The sequence below is a fragment of the Jeotgalicoccus sp. S0W5 genome, assembly GCF_011634875.1.
GTDB lineage: Bacteria > Bacillota > Bacilli > Staphylococcales > Salinicoccaceae > Jeotgalicoccus > Jeotgalicoccus marinus.
Genome location: NZ_SIRQ01000003.1, coordinates 425,902 through 448,700 on the forward strand (window position 1 = coordinate 425,902; position 22,799 = coordinate 448,700).

Genomic DNA, 22,799 nt, shown 5'->3' on the forward strand with positions numbered 1-22,799 from the left:
GTTGTCAGCACAAGGGGAAGAAAAAGAAACACTAAATCGTTTATATAAGTTAAAAAAAGAAATACTAAAATCAGATAATGATGTACTTGTATCTCAAATTGATCATGCCATACAAAAGACATACAACGAACAACTAGTATTCTCTTTTATTGGCCATTACTCTGCGGGGAAATCAAGCTTAATCAATCATTTAATTGGTATGGATATTTTACCATCCTCACCGGTACCAACGACAAGTAACACAGTCAGTGTTCAAATCAGTGAAGATAATAAGATTGAGGCTTTTATTAATCAATATCAATATGCAACAGTAAATGATTATGATGAGTTAAAAATTCTCAACACTCTAGATCTAGATATCCAAGCAATTACAATGGACGTTCAACATGATGATTTCAATATAAATACAGTGTTTCAAGATACACCAGGTGTAGATTCTAACACAAGTAGCCACGAAGAATCTGCCAATCGTTTTTTACTTAACAGTGATGTCATCTTCTTTACTGTGGAATATAATCATGTGGAAAGTGAACATAATTTAAAACTCCTGAGAGAGATACAGGAATTGAACATTCCAATATGTCTCATCATCAATCAGATTGATAAGCATGATGACCATGAACTGACTTTAGATACATTTCTAAGTCGTGTAAAAAGTACACTAGATAATTGGGACATTCATCCTGAACACATTTTTACTACATCTATATACGACACACCTTATAACCAGATTGACAACTTAAAAACTTATATTAAAGAAATAGAAAGTCGTAAGGAAATGGCCGAACGATACGACCAGAGAATTATGCATAATATCGAACAGAAACAGATTGAATACTTAGAAGACAAGATAGACGCGGTTGAACATAATTTGAATACGGATCGTCCACTAAACCTTGAACGTGCTAAAGAACGAATCCATTACTTGGAACAAGAAATTAACGAAGCACATTTGGACGATTTAAGATCCGACCAAGCAGTATTAGAAGACCATGTTAAGGATAATGTAAGAAAGCTAGTGAAAGACGCTTATATTTTTCCCCATCAAGTTAAGGATACCATCATAGAATATTTAAAGATACAAGCAGGTGAGAAGAAACCTACAGGACTATTTGGTAAAAAGAAAAAAGAAGAAGAGATGTTAAATACATCTGTAAATGATATAAAGGAAGTCATCCAGAAAGTTATCGATACAGAAATCAACGCCAATGTGAACAATCTCTATAAAACACTCGGCTTAAGTGGTCCACCCTTTAAATATGAGTGGCATAGCGACTTACTTGGAAAAGATGAAAATATTTCCTTAAACCAGAGCTATATTAAAAACTACTTTGACAAATTGAAATCTACTTTAGAAAGAGAAGTATCAACAAAAGCAAAAAGCCACCTCTCTCAACTAACGGTTGAGAATATGGGGGAGACAAAAGCATCTTCTACACTAGAACATGAAAAATCTTTGTACGTCGAAGTCAAACAACTTCTTGAATTACTCGAATCTCTTACAACAAAAAACTACCAGCATCTATATATTCATATGGATGACGAATTAGATAAGCTGAATCTAACAGAAGAAATCGAAATTGATACTTCAACAGATATAGTTCAAGACGATATAGAAAGTAGACATAATAATTTTACTGTCGATAATAATGAAACATATTCAGTTGATTATTTTAAACAAGTGAGTCAACAACTAGAAAATTTACCTCGCTATAACAACTTTAAGCACTTAATTGATCATAAAGTGCATAGAATAGAAACTGGCAAGGCGAATATCAGTGTGTTTGGTGGTTTTAGTGCGGGTAAGACGACCTTTATTAATGCCTTACTGGGTCAGGCCCGTCTAACAACAAGTCCGAATCCAACGACCGCGACTATAACAGAAATCAACGATAACAAGTCGAGTTCAGGGGAGATGAAGTCAGAAGCAGATCTCACTGAAACACTACAAACCTTATCTGGTGAAACACATGACACAGTAAAGGGTTATAAAAAATGGATGAAAGCAAACATTGATAAAGTTCAAGAAACTTATAAACCCTTACTTAGAGGCTTGTTAAATAAATACGATCAATACGAACCTATTCTAAATAGTAAGCAAGATTTTGATACAGATACCTTAATAGAAATGATTAGTAATGATGAGGATGCCACCTTCATTCATAAAGCAAATGTATCTATTCCTATTGAAATTACTAAGCATTATAATCTCATTGATTCACCAGGTATCAATTCAATCAACCAAAGACATACATCAGAAACAAGAGATATCATCAGTCAAAGTGATATGATTATTTATGTTTCTTATTACAATCATGTATTTTCACGTTCAGACGAAACCTTCTTGAAATATATTCAATCATTAAAAGGGGAAGATTTCCCGCTGATTTTTATTATTAACGCGGTAGATCTTATGAAGTCAGAAGACGACAAGGAAAAAGTCATCGACTATATGGCGAATGCCTTAAATAAATTACAGATTAAACATGTTATATATCCTGTGTCTTCTAAAAAAGCGATCCAATCTGGTGATCACGACTTCGATCTAGCGAAAACTGACATCAGAAAAATCGCTGATCAACAAGCAAGGAATGTTCAATTAAGAACATTAAGTGAAACGACAAATCAGTTAATCAATACTGTTGCTAGTAATATTAAACAGTTTGAAGATAGTGGACAAGAGCGCCAAAGAATTATTGAAGGTAGAAATGCGCTAAAGTCAGAGATAGAAAGCTTGAGCGCCAAGCAATTTATAAAAGTATTAAAACAAGAAATTGATATTATCTTAACTTATCTACCAAAACGTTTAGAACTTCAAGTCTATGATCATCTAAAAGGTTTAATTACAGTTTCTGAGATGAGAGATAAGCACTATCTGAGTAAATTTTCTGCCTTGGTTAGTAAAAATATAGATAGCTATTTAACACTGGAAACTGGCGTTGCCTTTAATGCGATTTATAGACAAGCAGATAATTTAACAAATCAAAGGTTGATACAGTTTAATGAACGTCTCGGTGAATTTGGTAGTGCTGGTTCATTATCAATAGACACCGCATATGCGGATGAACCCAAAATTCAAATTGACGAAACTGTGCTTCAATCATATGAAAAGGCACTCTATAAAAACCGTAAGGATTCATCAAGCTTTAGAAATACCTTACTCGATTTAGCGAAGGACTTAAGTGCGAGTATTAATATAGAGGCACTTGAAGGTGATATGGTTTCCTTAACAAAAGACTATCTTGAACGACTGGATTTGCAATTTATGGATGAAAAAGCTCAAGTTTATAAAGCGCTAAGAGAACCTGTAAAAGAAATTTCAGAAGAAGATTATAAAGCCGATCAAACACTTTATAGTAATCTTACTGATTTAATAATAGAGGAGTGAAGTAATGACTGGACAAACTATCATCATCGACGGCATGGCACTCTTATTTAGACATTTTTTTGCTACGAGCTTTCGTAATCAATTCATGTATAACAGTAAAGACCAACCAACAAACGGTGTACAAGGCATGTTGAGACATACCTTTAAACTCTTAGAAATTACCGGTGCAAAAAATGTGATCATCGCCTGGGATATGGGCTCAAAATCAGTTCGTAATGAGTGGTTCGATGGTTATAAAGCAAACCGTCCAGCACCGCCTGAGGAATTAAAACCCCAGTTCGATCTGATTAAAAACGTCATGCACGACCTCGGCTTTCATCAAGAAGGCGTCATCGGATATGAAGCCGATGATGTGATAGGGACGGTCTCTACACATATAGATGACTTAACTATTGTCAGTGGAGATAGAGACCTTCTACAGTTAATTAACAACACCAATAAAATACTTTTAACAAAAAAAGGCTATACAGAGTATCATCACTACGATATGGCGACTTTTACAGAACAGTTCGGCATTCACCCACGGCAGTTTATTGATGTGAAAGCCTTGATGGGTGATACGAGCGACGGCTATTCAGGTGTTCAGGGTATCGGAGAGAAGACAGCTTTAAAATTAATTCAGACACATGGCTCAGTTGAAAATCTTCTAAACACACTTGATACACTCACACCAAAAATGCAAGACAAAATACAGGCTGACTTAGAGTCACTAAATATGTCACTTCGTCTTGCTGAAATCATTAAGGATGTGCCTTTAAAAATGGATCAGCTTCTAGCCAATAGTCATTATATCTATGATGAAGCTCAAACGATTAAAGTACTCCAGGACTATGACCTAAGAATCACTGAAAAATACTTAGGTTCATTGAAGTTAGTATAATTATGGCAATCATGTATATTGACGCTGCTGCTAGTATGTCGCCAAAGCTCTCAGCGGGTGGAATTGTGATTACGGGTGAAAAACTTGACCACAGTGCCTCCATATTCTTAGGAGAGATGGATAACCACCAAGCGGAATGGGCAAGTTTGGCCTTTGGAGTAGAAGAAGCCTTAAAACTTAAAATTACCTCACTAATCGTTTATACTGATTCTAAAATTATTGTTGATTCGTTCGATAAAAACTTCGTCAAAAATAAAGTATTTAAATTTTATTTTGATCAGGTCATTGGATTGACACGGCATATGGATATGTTTATCGTTTCGTATACACCGAGAAAGAAGAACAGTCGAGCAGATCAAATTGCAAAAGACCGTTTATATAAAGAGAAGAAAAGTCTATAATTATTAAATAGAAGTATGTCACTAGCGAATTTTAGTAATGAGGTATGACAATGAACACAGAAGCACTTGAAAAAATTAATTACTTAGAGAAAAGATATTGTAAAGGCTGCCTGCTTAAACAAAGAAATCGTGAGGAAGGCAGCAAGGCCAGTGCTCATGCATTTTGTATCAGTGAATGCTCAGTGGGTATTGAAATGAAAATGCAAGGTAACAAATTATAGATGGAGGCAACAATATGGAAATTGTAAGAATAGAACCAACACCAAGTCCAAATACTATGAAAATTACTGTAAGTGAACCGAAAGACGATATGAAATCATCGACGTATAGAGAAATCACAGAAGATACGCCAGCTTTTATTGCGCGTGTTTTAGAATTAGAAGATGTGACGAGCGTCTTTCATGCTATGGATTTCATATCAGTAGATAAGAGTCCTAAAGTGGATTGGGACACTTTAATTCCACAAATTGAAGCGGTATTTAACGAAGGCTCGGATAGTGATTCAAAAAAAGTCTAACACCTGAGTCTAACTTTGGTGAAGTGACCGCTCAGGTGCTCATGTTTAAAAATATTCCTTATCAATTAAAAATAAATGATGGTGAGGAACATCGTCGTGCTTTATCTGAAAAATTTACACAGGCGGTTGAACAAGCGACACTTCCTGAAGACAATATTATCTTCGGCCGTAAGTGGGTGGATTTACAAGTCAGATATGGTACGAGCGAAGCAGTCCTTGATGAGTTGACTGAAGAAATGGATGCGCTCTACCCTATGGAGCGACTCGATCAATTAATTAAAGAGGCTCAAGCAAAAATTCAGCCAGAACCGAAAAAATACTTTAAAGTATCAATAGATGACTTTAAAAATGCACCGGACTGGAAAACTCGTCTGTATATGTTAAATCACTACGACACACCAGATGAAAGTGACTATGAGTTTTTAGCTTATGCACTAGAAGATGAAAAGCTTCAAGTACGTCGTATGGCGGTTGGCCTCTTGGCGATGATTGAGTCTAAAAACACCTTGCCTTATTTAAATAAAGCAATAGAAGACAAAGCGATTCCTGTTAGACGTACGGCAGCAGATGCTTATAGTGACTTAGGCTTTAAAGAAGGGCTAGATGATATGTACCAAGCCCTAAATGACAAAAGCCCGATCATCCGTTGGCGTGCAGCGATGTTTATCTATGAGACCGGTGATGAATCAAGTCTACCTATTTTAAGGACACACCAAAACGACCCTCAATATGACGTCAGATTACAAATAGAAATGGCGATTACGAGAATCGAACAAGGCGAGTCAGCACTCGGCAGTGTGTGGAAACAAATGCAGAACAGGGAGAGATAAGTATGGATGCATATCAAGCTTACATGAGAGAAATAGCAGAACCGATGAGACGAGAACTAACGAACTATGACTTTACTGAACTCTTAGAGCCATCGGACGTAGATCAATATATGAAAGACGCAAATGATGATACGACCACTTTTGTTGTGATTAATAGCGTTTGTGGTTGTGCAGCAGGTTTAGCGCGTCCAGCAGCAGTAACAGTTGCCAGCCAAAATCCGATTAAGCCAGACCGTTTGGCAACAGTTTTCGCTGGTCAAGAAAGACCTGCAACTGAAACGCTAAGAGAGTATATAGATGAACCTGCATCGAGTCCATCTATGGCCTTATTTAAAGGACAGGAACTCGTAAGTTTCTTAGGTCGTTCAGATATAGAGAACAGAGCTATCGAAGATATTATGACAGACATCAAAGACGCTTTTGATACACATTGTGCAAAATAAAAAGGAAAGGGAATATTCCCTTTCCTTTTTTACACTTTTAGAATGACTTATTCGTAAATGCACATACTAATCATGTATAATGCTAGTAAAGATAAACCAATTGTAAATAAGATTTCCATCTTCAGCACTCCAAACTAATTGTTTTACTCATTCATTAATATTAATTATATAGAATTAAACTATAAAAGAAAAGGGTGGTTTTATGAATTCCTTTGACCTAGCTTATCACCAGTTACTCGAACGCATACTAGATGCGGGAACGACTAAGAATGATCGCACAAATACAGGTACAAAATCAATTTTCGGTCATCAGATGCGCTTTGATTTAAGTGAAGGGTTTCCCTTATTAACGACCAAGAAAGTATCTTTTAAATTACTTGCAACAGAGCTAATCTGGTTCTTAAGAGGCGATACGAACATCAAGTATTTACTTGAATACAATAATAATATTTGGAATGAATGGGCCTTTAAAAATTATGTAGAGTCTAATGATTATCATGGTGAAGATATGACTGACTTTGGACACCGATCCTTGAAAGACCCGGACTTTAAAGCAGTTTATGATGAAGAAATGGCGAAATTTAAAGCACGTATTTTAAACGATGATGAATTTAGCCAAAAATACGGCACATTAGGTAACGTCTACGGTAAACAATGGCGTCATTGGGAAGGCAAAGACGGCGTCGTCATCGATCAAATCAAAAATTTGATTGAGGGGATTAAAACTAAACCTGATTCGAGACGTCATATTGTCAGTGCATGGAATCCAGCTGAAATCGACACGATGGCACTGCCGCCTTGTCATACACTCTTCCAATTTTACGTCAGTGAAAATAAGTTAAGCTTACAGCTCTATCAACGCTCAGGCGATGTATTTTTAGGGGTACCGTTTAATATTGCCAGTTATAGCTTACTGCTTTGTTTAATTGCTCGTGAAACGGGTTATGAGGTTGGGGAGTTTGTTCACACAATTGGTGATACCCATATCTACTCTAATCATTTTGAAGCAGTCAATACACAGCTTGAACGCACGAGCTATGACCCTCCAAAACTTGTCATTCACACTGACAAATCAATATTTGACTTGGAATATGAAGACTTAGAAATTATAGATTATCAATCGCACCCGGCTATTAAAGCGCCGATTGCAGTTTAGGAGGCACTATGGTTGCATTAATTGTTGCACACGCTAATCAAAATGTTATCGGCTTTAATGGCGACATGCCTTGGTCACTGCCAAATGACCTAAAGCATGTTAAGAAGCTGACAACCAATCAAACTATCGTCATGGGAAGAAAAACATTCGATACTCTAGGGAGACCCTTACCAAATCGGACAAATGTCGTTTTAACTTCTGATAAAAACTATCAAAGAGATGGTGTTGAAATCATTCATCACATTGATGAGATTGAAAAACTTCCTGGTAAAGTATTTATCTTCGGTGGAGCAACCATCTACGAACAAACCATGCATATAGTTGACGAGATGTATGTCACAGTCATTGATGAGACTTTCGGCGGTGACACATTTTTCCCGAATTATAATATGAATGATTGGGAAATTAAAGACGAAGAAAAAGGCGTAGTAGATGATAAGAATATATATCCTCATACCTTTTATCATCTTGTGAGAAGGTAAAGTATGATGCACAAACTATGGATGATATTATTCTTTACGCTACTTTTAATCAACCTAATTATCGTTGTCATTGTCGCCTCATTTTTTAACCAGGACTATGAGGAAAGTGATTTGACGGGAACAGAAAATTCGCCTCAAGCACTTACATTCATCTTACCGAACCAAACAATAAAAACACTAATCAATGACAATCTACCCTATGAAAACTTTAATGTTGACATAGACACATCAGGAGTAACGGTCAATATTGAATCTCGGGTCTTAGGCATTCCCATTCGCTCATCAGTTCGAGGTGCACCAATTGTTGATGGCGACAACATTGTCATTCCATTAACAGACTTAAACTTAGCGGATTTACCCTTAAGTGAAGACACCTTATATTCTGCACTTAAGACCTTTTTAGATTTACCTGAAGGGATTACCATGGCGGATGGTAAAAAAGAACTTATCATTGATACGAAGATCTTTGAACAGTATTTTGGCATCGGCCTACAAGTCAACAAAATAGACTATGAAGCCGACACATGGTATTTTTCAATTAACAACATTTTCTAGGAGGCACATTATGACAATAGCAACTTTAGCCGGCGGATGTTTCTGGTGTTTAGTTAAACCATTTGATCAGTGGGACGGTGTGAAACAGATTACATCAGGCTATTCTAACGGTGAAGAAGAAAATCCATCATATGAATTAATCTCAACAGGAACAACAGATCACGTAGAAGCTGTTCAAGTTGAATTTGATGACTCTATCATTTCCTATAGAGAAGTTTTAGAAATCTTCTTTAAAACATTTGATCCGACTGATACTAACGGTCAGTTTGGAGACAGAGGTCCACAGTACAGACCAGCAATCTTCTATCACGATCAAGCACAAAAGGAAACTGCAGAAGCAGTCATAGAAGAACTCGATTCACAAAACATTTTCCCTGGCCCAATTAAAACGCCAGTGCTACCTTATAAAAACTTCTATCCAGCAGAAGAGGAGCACCAAGACTTCTACAAGAAAAACCAAGGTCACTACAAGGCGTATTATAAAGGATCTGGTCGCCAAGGATTTATAGAAAATATATGGGGTGAAAAATAATGGCAAGAAAAAGTGTAGAAGAATTATCTGACTTAGAACGTCAGGTCATGAAAGAAAATGGAACGGAAGCACCATTTGAAAATGAATACTGGAAGCATTTTGAAGAAGGTATCTATGTAGATAAGTTAAGTGGAAAACCTCTATTCACATCTAAAGATAAATTTGATTCATCATGTGGTTGGCCAAGCTTCTCTAAATCTCTTGATGAAGGGGATGTTTCTGAACATGTAGACACTTCTTTTGGTATGCGTCGTACAGAAGTGAGAAGTGAGAGCTCTGATTCACATCTAGGCCATGTTTTTCCTGACGGTCCAAAGGAAACAGGCGGACTTCGCTACTGCATTAATTCAGCGGCAATTGATTTCATTCCAAAAAGTGAGCTCGAGAGTCAAGGTTACGGTGAGTTTGTCAATTTGTTGGAAGAAAATAAATAGATGAAAGATCGCTCATATTACCAATATATGAAAACTGAAGTGGGTGCAAAAACGGACATCGGTAAACTTGCAACACACATTTCAGAAGATCTATCATTTCCCAAGCACTCAAAAGATTACGGAGAAATTTCAGATTATCTTGAAAAGAACCCTTATCTTCATATATCATTAGATACGTTCGATGAAAGTTTTTTTGAATATAAAGAATGGCTAAAATCTTAAGGAGATGACAAGATGAGTATTCACATTAATGCAAAACAAGGCGATATTGCAGACACTATTTTACTACCAGGTGACCCACTACGTGCAAAGTATATTGCTGAAACATTTTTAGAAGATGTTGTTTGCTATAACGAAGTTCGTAACATGTTCGGTTATACCGGGACATACAAAGGTAAAAGAATTTCAGTTCAAGGTACAGGTATGGGTGTCCCATCTATATCTATTTACATTCACGAGCTTATGCGTGAATACGGTGTTAAGAACTTAATTCGTGTTGGTACTGCTGGTGCCCTTAAAGAAGAAGTAAAAGTTAGAGATGTTGTCATTGCTCAAAGTGCAACGACAGATTCTTATCAAAATGCTAAACTTTTCAACAATGTTTCTTATGCACCAACATCAGACTTTGACTTACTATTAACATCTTACAATGAAGCTAAAAAGCGTGGATTAGATGTTAAGGTAGGTAACGTTTATACTGCCGATTCATTCTATGATACTAAGACTGACACAAAACAACTTGCAGATTACGGTGTACTTGCAGTTGAGATGGAGTCAGCAGCCTTATTTACAATCGCTCAAGAGTACAAAGCAAGAGCGCTAGCAATCTTAACAATCTCTGACCACTTAATAACTGGAGAAGTAACAACTGCTGAGGAAAGACAAACAACATTCAACGATATGATTGAAGTTGCACTTGATGCAGCAGTACCATTTATCGAAGAACAGTGATTTCACTGTTCTTTCTTTTATTTGATGAAAGAAACTGATAATATATGAGTAATATACGTAGTAGAAATTAGGTGCATAAGTTGAGCGAAGAAAACAATGAAAAGAATGTCGGCCATAGGCTTAAATCTCTACAGATTAATGTCTTTTGGTTTATCGTTATTATACTGACGACGATTATAATCAGCGTAGTGATTACAGCTGTCGCGATGTCTAATAACCAAGAGCGCGCAGTTAACGTTGGCACTGATACGCGTACTGAATTTGCCAAGCTATATAATGTCTATGACACTTTAACTGAAAACTATTATGAAGATGTTGATCAAGATGCTCTAATTGAATCATCAATTAAAGGTATGGTTGAAGGTTTAGATGACCCTTATAGTGAATATATGAATATCGACGAGACTGGAGAATTTGAAGAAAGTATTACAGGTGACTTCGAAGGTATTGGCGCTGAAATCATGCAAGAAGGCAACAAAATCTTAATTTCTAGTCCAATGAGAGGGTCGCCCGCTGAAGAGGCAGGTCTAGAACCAGGCGATCAGATTCTTGCAGTTGATGGGGAGTCAATAGAAGGTATGACAACAACTGAGGCTGTCCAGTTGATTCGTGGAGAAAAGGGAACAGATGTCACCTTAACGATCCAACGCGGTGAAGCTAGTCCAAGTGATATCACTATTACCCGTAATACTATACACATTGATAGTGTAACGTATGAAGAAATTGAAGGCGTCGGGCACATCTCTGTTAACAGATTCCAACAAGGCACGACTGAAGAGTTTGAGAGGTTCTTTAATCAAGCTGCAGAAGATGGGGTAGAAGAACTCGTTATCGACTTCCGTTATAATCCAGGTGGACTCTTAAACGAAGCAGTGACACTAATTAACCAATTCGTTGATAAGGACACCACTGCACTTTACCTTGAAGATAATCAAGGTAATCAGCAAGAACTCCTCACAGAGAATGAAAAGAATCCGAATGCTGAGCAGTTCGATGAAGTCTATGTACTCATCAATGAGGGTTCAGCAAGTGCTTCAGAAGTGTTTACAGGTGCACTATCTGACTTAATCGACATTAAAACAGTCGGTACAACGTCATTCGGTAAAGGTGTCGTACAAAGAACGAGTGAATTTAAAGACAATTCCATGTTGAAATATACGAATACTAAATGGCTAACACCGAATAAGACATGGGTACAAGATGAAGGTATTACACCGGATATTGAGCTGATCACACCTGATCACTACAGAATCGAACTGCTCACTGAAGATGAAGTGTTCACTGAAGGTCAAACAAATGAGAAAATCTTGTCTATTAAAGTCGCTCTTGATGCACTCGGCTATGATATTTCAACATTTAATTCGACCTTCGATGAAGAACTTACAAGTCAGGTTGAAGCCTATCAAAATGCCAACGATTTACCAGTAGACGGTATCGTAACTGGCGAAACAACAACAAGTATTATTTCAGATGTTAGATCACTCATCCAAGAAGAGGATGCTCAGCTCAACTATTTAATTGATTACATTAATAGCGACATGTCTATTATGGAAATTGAACAAGAAGCGAGAAATAATGCCACACACATTCCTGTTGTTGAAGAGGAAGAACAAAACCTTAGAGATGATAGCGAAGAGACAGAAGAATAAGACTAAATTCCGTACAATAATCTTGTACGGAATTTTTCTTGTAGAGCTTATCTAAATAGTTTAAAGTTAAGATTAACAAGTATTATGGAGGCGCTTATGGTTTCTACAAATAAAAAAGCAATGCTCACTGGTGGTGGAACAGTCGGGCACGTTATGCTCAATAAATTACTTATTCCTGAACTTATAGAAAGAGGGATAGATCCACATTACATCGGTTCTAAAAAAGGAATAGAAAGAGAAATTATTGGCACCACTAATATTCCATTCCATGAAATTTCAAGTGGAAAGCTAAGACGCTATTTATCTTTTGAGAATCTTAAAGACATCTTTAAAGTTTTAAAAGGTGTGACTGATGCAAAAAAAATCTTAAAACAAGAACAACCCTTATTCGTCTTTTCTAAGGGCGGCTTTGTCTCAGTCCCTGTCGTTTTAGCAGCAGCGGCAAAAGATGTCCCTGTCTATATACATGAATCCGACTTAACACCTGGATTAGCAAATAGAATTGCAAGTAAATTTGCAACTAAGGTCTTCTGTACATTTGAAGAAACAACACGTCATTTCACTGACGTAAAGGCAGAATACTTAGGACCAGTTTTAAGAACAGAACTGAATACTGGTAATAACGAAACTGGCTATGAGATCAGCCATTTCACAAGTCAAACGCCAGTTCTATTAATAATGGGTGGCTCACTTGGTTCAAAGAAAATCAATGAATTTGTATGGAGTCACTTGTCGACACTGTGTGACAAATATCAAATTATTCACCTTACGGGTAAGGGAAACAAAAACGACAGTGTGAAGCATGATCGCTACCTTCAACTGGAGTATGCAGATGAGGATTTAAAGCATCTACTCGCAATTTCTGATGTTGTAATTTCAAGAGCAGGTTCAAATGCAATTTTTGAATTTCTGCTCGCTAAAAAACCAATGGTTTTAATTCCACTTGGTTTAGATCAAAGTCGTGGGGATCAAATCCAAAATGCCAAGCATTTTAAAAAGCATGGCTATGCAGAAGTAATTGAAGAAGATGATTTAAATCTAGACAACCTACAAAATAAATTGACACACATCGATGAGAATTACAGTGAAATTACGATTAAAATGACACAGTTTAAACACGCTTATCAACCAAGTGAATTCGCAGATAAGCTAATCGAGGAGGCAGAGAAGTGAGCCGACAAAAGAAAATATCCTTATTTTTAGTGTTCACTTTAATTTTTGGTGTCATAGCAATATTCCATGAGTCTAGGCTCGGCCGCTGGATCGACCGAGAAGTCTATGAATTTATCTATGCCTCTGAAAGCTTCATTACCACAGCATTAATGCTAGGTTTTACTCAGCTTGGTGAACTTTTATCTATGATTGTTATGTCATTAATAATGATTTCTATCTTAATGCTGTATAAACTTAAAATTCATACACTGTTTTTCATTATTTCAATGTTGATTTCAACAGTTTTAATCCCAGTATTAAAAAATTCTTTTGATAGAGAACGTCCAAGCTTTTTAAGATTAATTGAAATCTCAGGTTTCAGTTTTCCGAGCGGCCATGCAGTCGGTTCCACCATATTTTTTGGTTCCGTTGCTCACGTCATAAAAGAAACGAATTTAAATAATAAGGCGCTATTAATGACCATTTGCGCTACCTTCATCTTGATGATTTCGTCTTCAAGAGTTTACCTCGGTGTCCATTATCCAACCGACGTCTTAGCCGGTGTCATCATCGGTCTTGCCGTTGTTTTTGGCACCAGTGCGCTCATGCACAACAAGTTTAAAAAGCGGCTTCGATTTTAAGATCGGAGCCGTAATTTTTTTGATTGCTAAAGGTGAGTAGGGGAATTATAATTGATTTGCTTTAGAAATATTTTAAGACGGCAGGTGATTTTATGGTGATAAATTTATATGAAAACATCACACTTGAAAACGACAGAATTAGACTTCTTCCGATGCAACTCAGTCATGCAGAAGAATTACAGGCAATAAACCATGACAGTATTTGGACTTATATGCTTTTTCAAGCGACTACAGAAGATACAATGCGTGAATGGATTCAAAGTGCCATAGACTTACGTGGTGAGATGAATACAATTCCCTTTGTTGTCGTCTTAAAATCTACAGGAGAAGTCGTTGGCTCAACGAGAATCCAACATATTGATTACGAGCGTCAGAGCTGTGAAATCGGTGCATCATGGTTTGGTACTAAAGCACAGCGCACCTTCATTAACTCCGACAGCAAATTCCTATTACTCGAATATTGTTTTGAGGTATTGAACCTCATGCGGGTTCAAGTACGAGCAGATGAAAGAAATGAGCGTTCGAACAAAGCGATCGAACGCATTGGTTTTACAAAAGAGGGCATTATAAGAAAGGAACGTGCACTACACGGTGTTCCTAGAAATCTGATTATCTATTCAATTATCGATGACGAATGGCCTGAAGTTAAAAAGAACTTATTAATTAAACAACAGAGCTATATGATGGAAACGCCATCTACTATAGTGAGTTAATCTTTATATCGTAAAAAAGTGGAACTTATTTAAGTTCCGCTTTTTTTACTTTTATGTATATGTATTTATGACTGATGCTCATATTTCTTTAGTTTTCATTTTCATGATAATATTATAGAAAATGAGGTGGGTAAAGATGCCGAAAATATTAGTAGTAGAGGATGAAACGAATTTAGCACGTTTTATCGAATTAGAATTAAGCCATGAAGGCTATGAAGTAACGATTGCAGATGATGGGCAAGAGGGTTTTAATCTTGCTTATGATAATGATTACGATGCCATTCTTTTAGACTTAATGTTACCAAAGCTGAATGGACTAGAAGTGTGTCGTAAATTAAGAAAAACGAAGAATACGCCGATTATTATAATTACAGCAAAAGGGGAGACCTATGATAAGGTTGTCGGCCTAGACTATGGTGCAGATGATTATATTGTTAAGCCTTTTGAAATAGAGGAGTTACTGGCGCGTCTTCGCGTGATAATGCGTAGAAACCAATCTGTTGAAGTGAACCATGACACAGTTGAATTACATGGCATCCAAATCGATACAACCGCCTATACTGTATCGATTGATGATCAGCCGATTGAACTGACAAAAACTGAGCATGAGTTACTTTATTTACTTGCTAAGAACACTGGTATTGTTATGAAAAGAGAACAGATTTTAGATATTATCTGGGGCTATGATAGTGAAGTTGAGACCAATGTCGTCGATGTATACATCAGATATTTGAGAAACAAGCTTAAACCTTTCGAGAAGGATAAGGTTATCGAAACGGTTCGTGGCGTCGGTTACGTGATTCGACAATGAATACGAACAAATCATTACGTTCGCAGTGGCTAAAATTATCTATACTTATCATTACAATTACCTATCTTTTATTTAGTTCACTTTTAATTTATGCCACGAGTGTTTATTTAAAAGATCAAGAATACCGATCTGTTTCAAGGGCATTGGATGATGTGAGTACGCTCTATGCCAATCAAGCTTTTAATACCATTACTGAGCGAGACATATACTCTAGCTTAATTGACAACCAACAGATGGCTTTATATACATTAAGTGGTGAGGAAGTATACAGATGGCCAGCGCGTTCTGAATTGTATTTTGAATTGGATTTCCAGCAATCGGACAACCCTTTGATTAATGAGAAAAGTATTGAGGGGGATGATTATTTAGTTGCAACTCAGATGATTCAATCTGATTTTTGGCATGGCTATGTTGCAGTCATCCATCCGCTCAATGAGTATAATACAATTATTCGAATGATGCTGTTCATCGCAACAATTATCGGGTTCTTATCTATCACGTTTACGTCTGTTATTTCTTACTTCTTTTCAATCCAGATGGTTAAACCCATCGGTCGATTTACCAATCAACTGAAAAAGATTGAAAACCAAGGCTTTGCTGAACGTTTGGAACTAAAAACGAATATTGTTGAAACAGACTATATGATTGAATCCTTTAATAATATGATGGATGCCCTAGAGGAATCCTATAATCAGCAAAAGCAATTCGTTGAAGATGCTTCACACGAACTTAGAACACCCCTACAAATTATTCAGGGTCACCTACAGTTGATCAATCGATGGGGGAGAAATAATCCTGAAGTACTCGATGAGTCACTCGGTATCTCTATAGATGAATTAAAGCGAATCAATCGTCTAGTTGAAGAGTTATTACTACTGACTAAAAATGAAGGTTCGGAGTATGTACAACCCGATTTGGTTAACATTAATGATGAGATTGAAAGTCGTTTATCAAGCCTTAGAAAAGTGCATCCAGACTACATGTTTACAACCGACTTTACTAAGGCGAATCTTATGTATCCTATCAACAACTATCACTTTGAACAGATGCTCATTATCTTCTTAGATAATGCCATTAAATTCGATAAAGAAAACAAACATATCACAGTATCAACTGAAGTTGATAATAAGGGTGATGTATTGATTGAAATAAGCGATAGTGGAATCGGTATTCCTAAAGATGAAATCGATCAAGTGTTTAATCGTTTTTACCGCGTTGATAAATCAAGAAGTCGTCAACAAGGTGGCAATGGACTCGGTCTCTCTATTGCTAAAAAAGTAGCAGAATTGTACCGTGGACAGGTCTGGATTTCTAGTGTTGAAGGTCAATCGACCACTGTTCATATCAAATTTCCAAAAGTTCAAAAATAAGCGAGATTAAATTTACACTTATCAATGTTCGTGCTTTAAAGAAGAGGCACAAAATGGTAAAGTTTAGGTATAAAGAGTATTAAAAAAATAAAACGAGGTGGCAGTACAATGCAAGAAAGAGAATTTGAGAATGCACCACTTAGATTTGGTACAAATCTTGGTTTAATTCTTGAATATTTTGACATGTACAAGAATGACCCAGATTCAGTATCAGATGAAATGAAGTATCTTTTTGATAACATTTCAACTGATCAGGAAGGTAATACTCGTCAGGACGGCAAGCAGTTATCTGCTGCAGGACAAGACAAGATTAAAGGGATTTTACAATGGCTAAACGACGTTCGTCAATATGGTCATTTAAAAGCCGATGTGTATCCAGTATATGCTCCAGAAATTGATAATGCACCAGATTTTGATTTCAATGCATACGGCTTCCAGGATGCGGATTTAGAAGCTCTACCAGCAAGTATCGTATCAGAAGCGATGGCTGATAAGTTCGATAATGCCTTGGATGCAGCACGTTATTTAGAACAGGTTTACACGTCTCCTTTATCTTATGAATATACGCACATCAACAATAGCGAGGAAAGAGAATGGTTACAAAACGCTATTGAAAGTGAAGGCGAAGTGAATTTATCAGAAGAAGAAAAACTTCATCTGTTTAAAGAACTTGTTAAAACAGAAGGATTTGAAAAATACCTTCACAAAAACTTTGTTGGTGCAAAACGTTTTTCTATTGAGGGTGTAGACTCACTTGTACCCATGTTAGATCACTTATTACAACGCATGGCGGATGAAAATATTCCACATCTACAAATTGGAATGGCACACCGTGGTCGCTTAAATGTACTCACACATACATTACAAAAACCTTACGCTATGATGTTAAGTGAATTTATGTCTACCGACCCAATGAAATTCTTACCAGAAGACGGTTCACTAGAATTGACGAATGGTTGGATGGGCGATGTTAAATATCACTTAGGTGGTGTGAAAACAAGAACAGACAAAGGAATCACACAGACTGTTACACTTGCTAATAACCCATCACACTTAGAGATTGTTGGACCCGTTGTCCAAGGACGTACGCGCGCACAACAAGATTCAACAAACCAAAGTGGTAAAGCAGTACATGATACTGATAATTCACTTGGTGTAATCATTCATGGTGACGCAGCCTTCCCTGGAGAAGGTGTTAACCCTGAATCAATGAACTTATCAAACCTCGCAGGCTATACGGTTGGTGGGGCACTTCACATCATTACGAATAACCGTATTGGCTTTACAACAGAGGAGTGGGATGCACGTTCAACACTATATGCATCTGATATCGCTAAAGGCTTTGATATGCCAGTATTCCACGTCAATGCTGACCGCCCGGAATATGTTTTACGCGTCATTGATATTGCAATACAATATCGTCAGAAATTCAAAAAAGACCTTGTAATTGATTTGATTGGTTACCGTCGTTATGGTCATAACGAAATGGATGAGCCAATGACAACAAACCCTAAACTTTATAATGAAGTTCATGAATATCCAACTATTGATAATCTTTACGGTGATCAACTTGTTGAAGAGGGTGTCTTAACAAAAGAAGACAAAGAATCGATTATGCAAGCAATTCAAGATGAATTAAGAGCGGAACATGACAAGATCAACAAAGATGATACGATTGTCACTAAAGATATCAAGACACCTGATGAAATCTTAGAAGGACAGTCAAATGATCAAGAAACTGAAATCTCTAGAGAGAGATTAGCGAAGATCAATGAAGAGCTGTTAACATACCCGGAGGACTTCAAACCACTTAAGAAATTAGGTAATGTTTTAGATCGTCGTAAGAAACCATTTGAAGACGACACAGCACTTGTTGACTGGGCACATGCTGAAGCCCTTGCATTTGCAACAATTAACCAAGACGGTACGCCAATTCGATTTACAGGTGAAGATGCAGAACGTGGTACATTCGCTCAACGTCATGCTGTTTTACATGACCCAGAGACAGGTAAACGACATACACCACTTCACAACATCAGTGATTCTAAAGCATCATTTGAACTTTATAACTCACCATTAACTGAGATGGCGGTTGTTGCTTATGAGTATGGTTACAACGTTGAGAACAATGAAGCTATGGCAATTTGGGAAGCACAATACGGAGATTTCTCCAACATGGCCCAAGCAATTTTTGATGTATTTATGTCAAGTGCCCACTCTAAATGGGGTGAAAGAACTGCCTTAACTTTACTTCTACCACATGCTCAAGAAGGACAAGGTCCTGAACACTCATCTGCACGTTTAGAGAAGTATTTACAGCTATGTGCAGAAAATAATATGACAGTGGTTAACTTGTCTAGTAGTGCAAACTACTTCCACATTTTACGTAGACAAGCGAAATACTTGAACACTGAAAAAATGCGTCCACTCGTTGTAATGTCACCTAAGAGTTTGCTTAGAAACTCAACAGCGAGCCAACCTGTAAGTGAATTTGTAAACGGTCAATTCAAAGAAATTATTGTTCCGGAATACAAGAAAACTAAAGTTAAAACTGTTGTAATTGCAAGTGGTAAAGTCGCTGTAGATATACTTGAAGCAGAAGCGAAAAACGAATCACCTAACGATGAATTACTCATCATTAGACTTGAACAGCTATATCCATTCCCAAGCGAGTCAATTAAAGAAGTCTTATCTGGCTTAACGAATCTTAGTGAAGTACGCTTCGTTCAAGAAGAGCCACAAAACCAAGGTGCATATCACTTCGTTCTACCGTACTTGCTCGATATCGTACCATCTAAAGCGACATTAAATTATGTAGGAAGAAAACCAAGTGCTTCAACAGCCGAAGGTAACGGTGGATCTTACAAACTAGTACAACAAAGTATCATCGAGAACGCTTTAAAATAATAGGAGGTATTATATAAATGGCTGAAATCATCGTGCCTGAATTAGCAGAATCAATTACAGAAGGAACTATATCTACTTGGTTTAAGCAAGTAGGCGACAGTGTAGAAAAAGGTGAAAACGTCCTTGAATTAGAAACTGATAAAGTAAACGTAGAAATTGTCAGTGAAGAAGCTGGTGTCATTTCAGAAATTAAAGCTGAAGAAGGTGACACTGTAGAAGTTGGTCAAGTCATTGCCGTAGTCGGTGAGGGTAGTGGTGCACCTGCAAAAGAAGAAAGTTCAGAAAAAGAAGCACCTAAAGCTGAAGCAAAAGAAGAATCTACTTCAGCACCTAAAGAAAAAGAAGAAGAAACAACAACTGTGAAAACTGAAGATGGTACAATCGTTGCCACACCATCTGCTAGAAAACTTGCACGTGAAAAAGGCATTAGCCTTTCAGACATCAATGCTGCTGATCCACGCGGTCTTGTACGTAGCCAAGATGTTGAAAATCACGGTCAAGCTTCAAGTCAGCCTGCTGCTAAAAAAGAAGAAGCACCTAAAGCTGAGACGAAACAAAATACAACACCTGAAAAACCAGTTAGACGTGAAAAAATGTCACGCCGTAGACAAACCATTGCTAAACGTCTATTAGATGTTTCTCAAAATACTGCAATGTTAACAACATTCAACGAGATAGATATGACGAATGTTATGGCATTAAGAAAACGCAAAAAAGAATCATTCATGGAACGTAATGATGGTACTAAACTTGGCTTTATGTCATTCTTTACTAAAGCTGTAACAGCCGCACTTCGTAAGTACCCAGCTGTAAATGCTGAAATTGATGGCACAGACTTAGTTTATAAAGAATTCTTTGATGTATCGATTGCTGTATCTACAGAAGAAGGACTTGTTGTACCGGTAGTACGTAACACAGATAGAAAAACATTTGCTGAAATTGAAAACGATATTGCTGACCTCGCAACAAAAGCGAGAGAGAAGAAACTTTCTCTTGATGAAATGTCAGGTGGCTCATTCACAATTACTAACGGTGGGGTATTTGGATCATTAATGTCTACACCAATCATCAATGGTACACAAGCTGCAATCTTAGGTATGCACACAATCCAAAAACGTCCTGTCGCGGTTGGAGATGACATTGAAATCCGCCCAATGATGTACATTGCATTAAGCTATGACCACAGAATCATTGACGGTGCAGAATCAGTTGGCTTCTTAAAAACTGTTAAAGAATTAATCGAAAATCCAGAAGACCTGTTACTAGAAGGTTAATTTATTAAATACTTTTAAAGATAAAGGTATCCAAGGGATACCTTTTCTTTTTTATAGGAGGAATAATATGATTCAAGAAAATTGGCAAGATAATAATCTAGGTACTGTCACAGTTAAACATACAGATGCAGAAAAGTTTAAAGTCTCTGATATGTTAACTGTAGGTAAGGAGTATAGAGTCATTAACGAAACTGAAGAATATATTTTTGTTATAGACAATTCAGGAAAGCCTGCTGGATATTACAAAACTTACTTTTCTTAGAAAATAATTCAGATAATTTAAATAACTCATAGATTTTTTATACGTTCTAGTGTAGACTAATTGCATACTAATTTTTAGATGAGGGATGCATATGAGTACGAAGCAAGTCATAATGGTAGGTTTCACCCTGTTTGCCATGTTTTTTGGCGCAGGTAATTTAATTTTTCCACCTGCTCTCGGTTTTTCTAGCGGAGAATATTTCTGGACAGCAATTATTGCCTTTGTCTTAACTGGGGTAGGTTTACCACTTTTAGGTGTCATTGTTGGTTCAATTTCAAAAGATGGATATAGAGAGTCTCTTAAAAATATACATCCAGCATTTGCAGTAATTTTCCTAGTTGTTATTTATTTAACGATTGGACCATTCTTTGCCATTCCAAGAACAGCAACAACAGCTTATGAAATGGCAGTAGTACCGTTCTTGAGTGAAAATACTGGATTATGGTTATTAATATTTTCACTTGTGTACTTTATTATCGTATTTTTACTTAGTATTAAACCAGGCTCACTCGTTAATAGTATTGGGCAAGTATTAACACCTTTACTATTAATCAGTATTGTTTTATTAATTATCTTTGCAGGTATTGCATATTTTAATAATCCAATTAATCCTGCAAATGAAACATTTGAAGCGACTTCACCTTTCTCTATTGGTTTCACAGAGGGATATTTAACAATGGATGCAATCGCAGCAATTGCCTTTAGTGTTTTAGTTTTAAATTCTATTCGTCAACTTGGAATTACCAATAGAAAGGATTTGCTGTTTGGCACAATCAAGTCAGCATTTCTAGCAGCGATTTTACTAGGTGTCATATACATCTCACTCGGTTGGTTAGCGAACAAAGTTGATCTCGGCGGGGCAGCTGTTGATGACCAAAACTTAGGTACGTTCTTACTGACTTTCATGAGTTCTGATATTTTTGGTATTTTTGGACCAATCTTATTAGGTACTATAGTATTCTTAGCTTGTTTAACTACTGGAACTGGATTGATAGTTTCTGTATCTGGCTACTTTAATAGCATTTTACCTAAAGTACCTTACAAAGTATGGGTTGTCTTATTCGTACTTATTTCATTTGGTCTTGCCAACCAAGGTCTAGACCAAGTTATTGCAACAAGCGTTCCAATTTTGTCGATTATTTATCCTGTTGCAATGACAACAGTCGTCCTACTAGTGCTAACGTACTTTGTACCATCACCAAAACTGAGTTTGCAAATTCCAGTATTATTAGTTGCAATTCTTTCTATTCTTTCAGTTATTCACCGAAACGGATGGCTGACAATGGATTGGCTAGAAGTATTACCTCTGTTTAGTTCAAGTTTTGAATGGCTACCATTCATGATTGTCGGTTACATTCTTGGTTATGTTATCGCACTGAATAAACCAAAAGTAGAGTACTCTTAAAACATAAAAAACGGGAGCTAGCGATTTTGCTAGCTCCCATTTTTGT

24 protein-coding genes are annotated in these 22,799 nt (G+C 36.8%); all 24 read left to right on the plus strand.

Features of this window, described 5'->3' with window-relative positions:
* Position 1: 1 nt before the first annotated feature.
* The 24 genes from EYB29_RS04505 (at position 2) to brnQ (ending at position 22,753) form a co-directional block, all read left to right on the plus strand.
* Positions 2-3,388, plus strand: coding sequence for a dynamin family protein (locus EYB29_RS04505; RefSeq protein WP_166626690.1), 3,387 nt, complete (start codon positions 2-4; stop codon positions 3,386-3,388).
* Positions 3,389-3,392: 4 nt separating this feature from the next.
* Entirely contained in the window at positions 3,393-4,268 is an 876-nt protein-coding gene (locus EYB29_RS04510) for a 5'-3' exonuclease (RefSeq protein ID WP_166626691.1), read from the plus strand.
* Between the two features lie 2 nt (positions 4,269-4,270).
* The gene (locus EYB29_RS04515; RefSeq protein ID WP_026866301.1) at positions 4,271-4,669 is read left to right on the plus strand and encodes a ribonuclease HI family protein; all 399 of its coding nucleotides are present in this window, start codon (positions 4,271-4,273) and stop codon (positions 4,667-4,669) included.
* A gap of 50 nt (positions 4,670-4,719) precedes the next feature.
* Positions 4,720-4,890, plus strand: coding sequence for a zinc-finger domain-containing protein (locus tag EYB29_RS04520; protein WP_084145695.1), 171 nt, complete (start codon positions 4,720-4,722; stop codon positions 4,888-4,890).
* Between the two features lie 14 nt (positions 4,891-4,904).
* On the plus strand, positions 4,905-5,186 hold the full coding sequence (locus tag EYB29_RS11705) for a NifU N-terminal domain-containing protein (RefSeq protein WP_370545379.1): 282 nt from the start codon (positions 4,905-4,907) through the stop codon (positions 5,184-5,186).
* Positions 5,187-5,227: 41 nt separating this feature from the next.
* Positions 5,228-6,016: a virulence factor gene (locus tag EYB29_RS04525; protein ID WP_370545378.1), complete on the plus strand. Its 789-nt coding sequence runs from the start codon at positions 5,228-5,230 to the stop codon at positions 6,014-6,016.
* Between the two features lie 2 nt (positions 6,017-6,018).
* Positions 6,019-6,459, plus strand: coding sequence for a BrxA/BrxB family bacilliredoxin (locus EYB29_RS04530; protein WP_166626692.1), 441 nt, complete (start codon positions 6,019-6,021; stop codon positions 6,457-6,459).
* A gap of 202 nt (positions 6,460-6,661) precedes the next feature.
* Positions 6,662-7,615 carry a thymidylate synthase gene (locus EYB29_RS04535; protein WP_166626693.1) on the plus strand — a complete coding sequence of 318 codons (954 nt, stop codon included), beginning with the start codon at positions 6,662-6,664 and terminating at the stop codon, positions 7,613-7,615.
* Positions 7,616-7,623: 8 nt separating this feature from the next.
* Positions 7,624-8,097 carry a dihydrofolate reductase gene (locus EYB29_RS04540; protein WP_026866298.1) on the plus strand — a complete coding sequence of 158 codons (474 nt, stop codon included), beginning with the start codon at positions 7,624-7,626 and terminating at the stop codon, positions 8,095-8,097.
* Positions 8,098-8,100: 3 nt separating this feature from the next.
* Entirely contained in the window at positions 8,101-8,652 is a 552-nt protein-coding gene (locus tag EYB29_RS04545; RefSeq protein WP_166626694.1) for a DUF2140 family protein, read from the plus strand.
* A gap of 10 nt (positions 8,653-8,662) precedes the next feature.
* Positions 8,663-9,184, plus strand: coding sequence for a peptide-methionine (S)-S-oxide reductase MsrA (msrA, locus tag EYB29_RS04550; protein WP_166626695.1), 522 nt, complete (start codon positions 8,663-8,665; stop codon positions 9,182-9,184).
* The gene (gene msrB / locus EYB29_RS04555; protein ID WP_026866295.1) at positions 9,184-9,618 is read left to right on the plus strand and encodes a peptide-methionine (R)-S-oxide reductase MsrB; all 435 of its coding nucleotides are present in this window, start codon (positions 9,184-9,186) and stop codon (positions 9,616-9,618) included. Before msrA ends, msrB begins: the two co-directional genes overlap by 1 nt.
* On the plus strand, positions 9,619-9,840 hold the full coding sequence (locus EYB29_RS04560) for a YozE family protein (RefSeq protein WP_026866294.1): 222 nt from the start codon (positions 9,619-9,621) through the stop codon (positions 9,838-9,840). It begins immediately after the preceding gene.
* 12 nt (positions 9,841-9,852) lie between these two features.
* Positions 9,853-10,569, plus strand: a complete 717-nt coding sequence (gene deoD / locus EYB29_RS04565) for a purine-nucleoside phosphorylase (RefSeq protein ID WP_026866293.1) — start codon at positions 9,853-9,855, stop codon at positions 10,567-10,569.
* 71 nt (positions 10,570-10,640) lie between these two features.
* Positions 10,641-12,218 (plus strand): S41 family peptidase, encoded by a 1,578-nt coding sequence (locus EYB29_RS04570; RefSeq protein ID WP_240921832.1) that lies wholly within the window; start codon positions 10,641-10,643, stop codon positions 12,216-12,218.
* A 96-nt stretch (positions 12,219-12,314) separates the two neighbouring features.
* The gene (locus EYB29_RS04575) at positions 12,315-13,391 is read left to right on the plus strand and encodes an undecaprenyldiphospho-muramoylpentapeptide beta-N-acetylglucosaminyltransferase (RefSeq protein ID WP_166626696.1); all 1,077 of its coding nucleotides are present in this window, start codon (positions 12,315-12,317) and stop codon (positions 13,389-13,391) included.
* A complete protein-coding gene (locus EYB29_RS04580; RefSeq protein WP_026866291.1) occupies positions 13,388-14,011 on the plus strand; it encodes a phosphatase PAP2 family protein in 624 nt (207 codons plus the stop codon). Before EYB29_RS04575 ends, EYB29_RS04580 begins: the two co-directional genes overlap by 4 nt.
* A 92-nt stretch (positions 14,012-14,103) precedes the next feature.
* On the plus strand, positions 14,104-14,724 hold the full coding sequence (locus EYB29_RS04585; protein WP_166626697.1) for a GNAT family N-acetyltransferase: 621 nt from the start codon (positions 14,104-14,106) through the stop codon (positions 14,722-14,724).
* A 136-nt stretch (positions 14,725-14,860) separates the two neighbouring features.
* Positions 14,861-15,535: a response regulator transcription factor gene (locus EYB29_RS04590; RefSeq protein WP_026866289.1), complete on the plus strand. Its 675-nt coding sequence runs from the start codon at positions 14,861-14,863 to the stop codon at positions 15,533-15,535.
* Entirely contained in the window at positions 15,532-16,905 is a 1,374-nt protein-coding gene (locus tag EYB29_RS04595; RefSeq protein ID WP_166626698.1) for a sensor histidine kinase, read from the plus strand. Before EYB29_RS04590 ends, EYB29_RS04595 begins: the two co-directional genes overlap by 4 nt.
* A gap of 108 nt (positions 16,906-17,013) precedes the next feature.
* Entirely contained in the window at positions 17,014-19,812 is a 2,799-nt protein-coding gene (locus EYB29_RS04600; protein ID WP_166626699.1) for a 2-oxoglutarate dehydrogenase E1 component, read from the plus strand.
* A gap of 17 nt (positions 19,813-19,829) precedes the next feature.
* Positions 19,830-21,086 carry a 2-oxoglutarate dehydrogenase complex dihydrolipoyllysine-residue succinyltransferase gene (gene odhB, locus EYB29_RS04605; RefSeq protein WP_166626700.1) on the plus strand — a complete coding sequence of 419 codons (1,257 nt, stop codon included), beginning with the start codon at positions 19,830-19,832 and terminating at the stop codon, positions 21,084-21,086.
* A gap of 67 nt (positions 21,087-21,153) precedes the next feature.
* Positions 21,154-21,348, plus strand: a complete 195-nt coding sequence (locus EYB29_RS04610; protein ID WP_026866285.1) for a DUF6501 family protein — start codon at positions 21,154-21,156, stop codon at positions 21,346-21,348.
* A 91-nt stretch (positions 21,349-21,439) separates the two neighbouring features.
* On the plus strand, positions 21,440-22,753 hold the full coding sequence (gene brnQ / locus EYB29_RS04615; protein ID WP_166626701.1) for a branched-chain amino acid transport system II carrier protein: 1,314 nt from the start codon (positions 21,440-21,442) through the stop codon (positions 22,751-22,753).
* The last annotated feature ends 46 nt before the right edge of the window (positions 22,754-22,799 follow it).

What these genes read in the sequence shown, in the direction of transcription:
- EYB29_RS04515 (WP_026866301.1), top strand. Translation starts at nt 4,271, where the DNA reads ATGGCAATCATGTATATTGACGCTGCTGCTAGTATGTCGCCAAAGCTC.
- msrA (WP_166626695.1), top strand. Translation starts at nt 8,663, where the DNA reads ATGACAATAGCAACTTTAGCCGGCGGATGTTTCTGGTGTTTAGTTAAA.
- EYB29_RS04595 (WP_166626698.1), top strand. Translation starts at nt 15,532, where the DNA reads ATGAATACGAACAAATCATTACGTTCGCAGTGGCTAAAATTATCTATA.
- EYB29_RS04540 (WP_026866298.1), top strand. Translation starts at nt 7,624, where the DNA reads ATGGTTGCATTAATTGTTGCACACGCTAATCAAAATGTTATCGGCTTT.
- EYB29_RS04530 (WP_166626692.1), top strand. Translation starts at nt 6,019, where the DNA reads ATGGATGCATATCAAGCTTACATGAGAGAAATAGCAGAACCGATGAGA.
- EYB29_RS04525 (WP_370545378.1), top strand. Translation starts at nt 5,228, where the DNA reads ATGTTTAAAAATATTCCTTATCAATTAAAAATAAATGATGGTGAGGAA.
- EYB29_RS04545 (WP_166626694.1), top strand. Translation starts at nt 8,101, where the DNA reads ATGATGCACAAACTATGGATGATATTATTCTTTACGCTACTTTTAATC.
- EYB29_RS11705 (WP_370545379.1), top strand. Translation starts at nt 4,905, where the DNA reads ATGGAAATTGTAAGAATAGAACCAACACCAAGTCCAAATACTATGAAA.
- EYB29_RS04520 (WP_084145695.1), top strand. Translation starts at nt 4,720, where the DNA reads ATGAACACAGAAGCACTTGAAAAAATTAATTACTTAGAGAAAAGATAT.
- EYB29_RS04510 (WP_166626691.1), top strand. Translation starts at nt 3,393, where the DNA reads ATGACTGGACAAACTATCATCATCGACGGCATGGCACTCTTATTTAGA.
- odhB (WP_166626700.1), top strand. Translation starts at nt 19,830, where the DNA reads ATGGCTGAAATCATCGTGCCTGAATTAGCAGAATCAATTACAGAAGGA.
- EYB29_RS04560 (WP_026866294.1), top strand. Translation starts at nt 9,619, where the DNA reads ATGAAAGATCGCTCATATTACCAATATATGAAAACTGAAGTGGGTGCA.
- EYB29_RS04585 (WP_166626697.1), top strand. Translation starts at nt 14,104, where the DNA reads ATGGTGATAAATTTATATGAAAACATCACACTTGAAAACGACAGAATT.
- brnQ (WP_166626701.1), top strand. Translation starts at nt 21,440, where the DNA reads ATGAGTACGAAGCAAGTCATAATGGTAGGTTTCACCCTGTTTGCCATG.
- EYB29_RS04590 (WP_026866289.1), top strand. Translation starts at nt 14,861, where the DNA reads ATGCCGAAAATATTAGTAGTAGAGGATGAAACGAATTTAGCACGTTTT.
- msrB (WP_026866295.1), top strand. Translation starts at nt 9,184, where the DNA reads ATGGCAAGAAAAAGTGTAGAAGAATTATCTGACTTAGAACGTCAGGTC.
- EYB29_RS04600 (WP_166626699.1), top strand. Translation starts at nt 17,014, where the DNA reads ATGCAAGAAAGAGAATTTGAGAATGCACCACTTAGATTTGGTACAAAT.
- EYB29_RS04610 (WP_026866285.1), top strand. Translation starts at nt 21,154, where the DNA reads ATGATTCAAGAAAATTGGCAAGATAATAATCTAGGTACTGTCACAGTT.
- deoD (WP_026866293.1), top strand. Translation starts at nt 9,853, where the DNA reads ATGAGTATTCACATTAATGCAAAACAAGGCGATATTGCAGACACTATT.
- EYB29_RS04535 (WP_166626693.1), top strand. Translation starts at nt 6,662, where the DNA reads ATGAATTCCTTTGACCTAGCTTATCACCAGTTACTCGAACGCATACTA.
- EYB29_RS04575 (WP_166626696.1), top strand. Translation starts at nt 12,315, where the DNA reads ATGGTTTCTACAAATAAAAAAGCAATGCTCACTGGTGGTGGAACAGTC.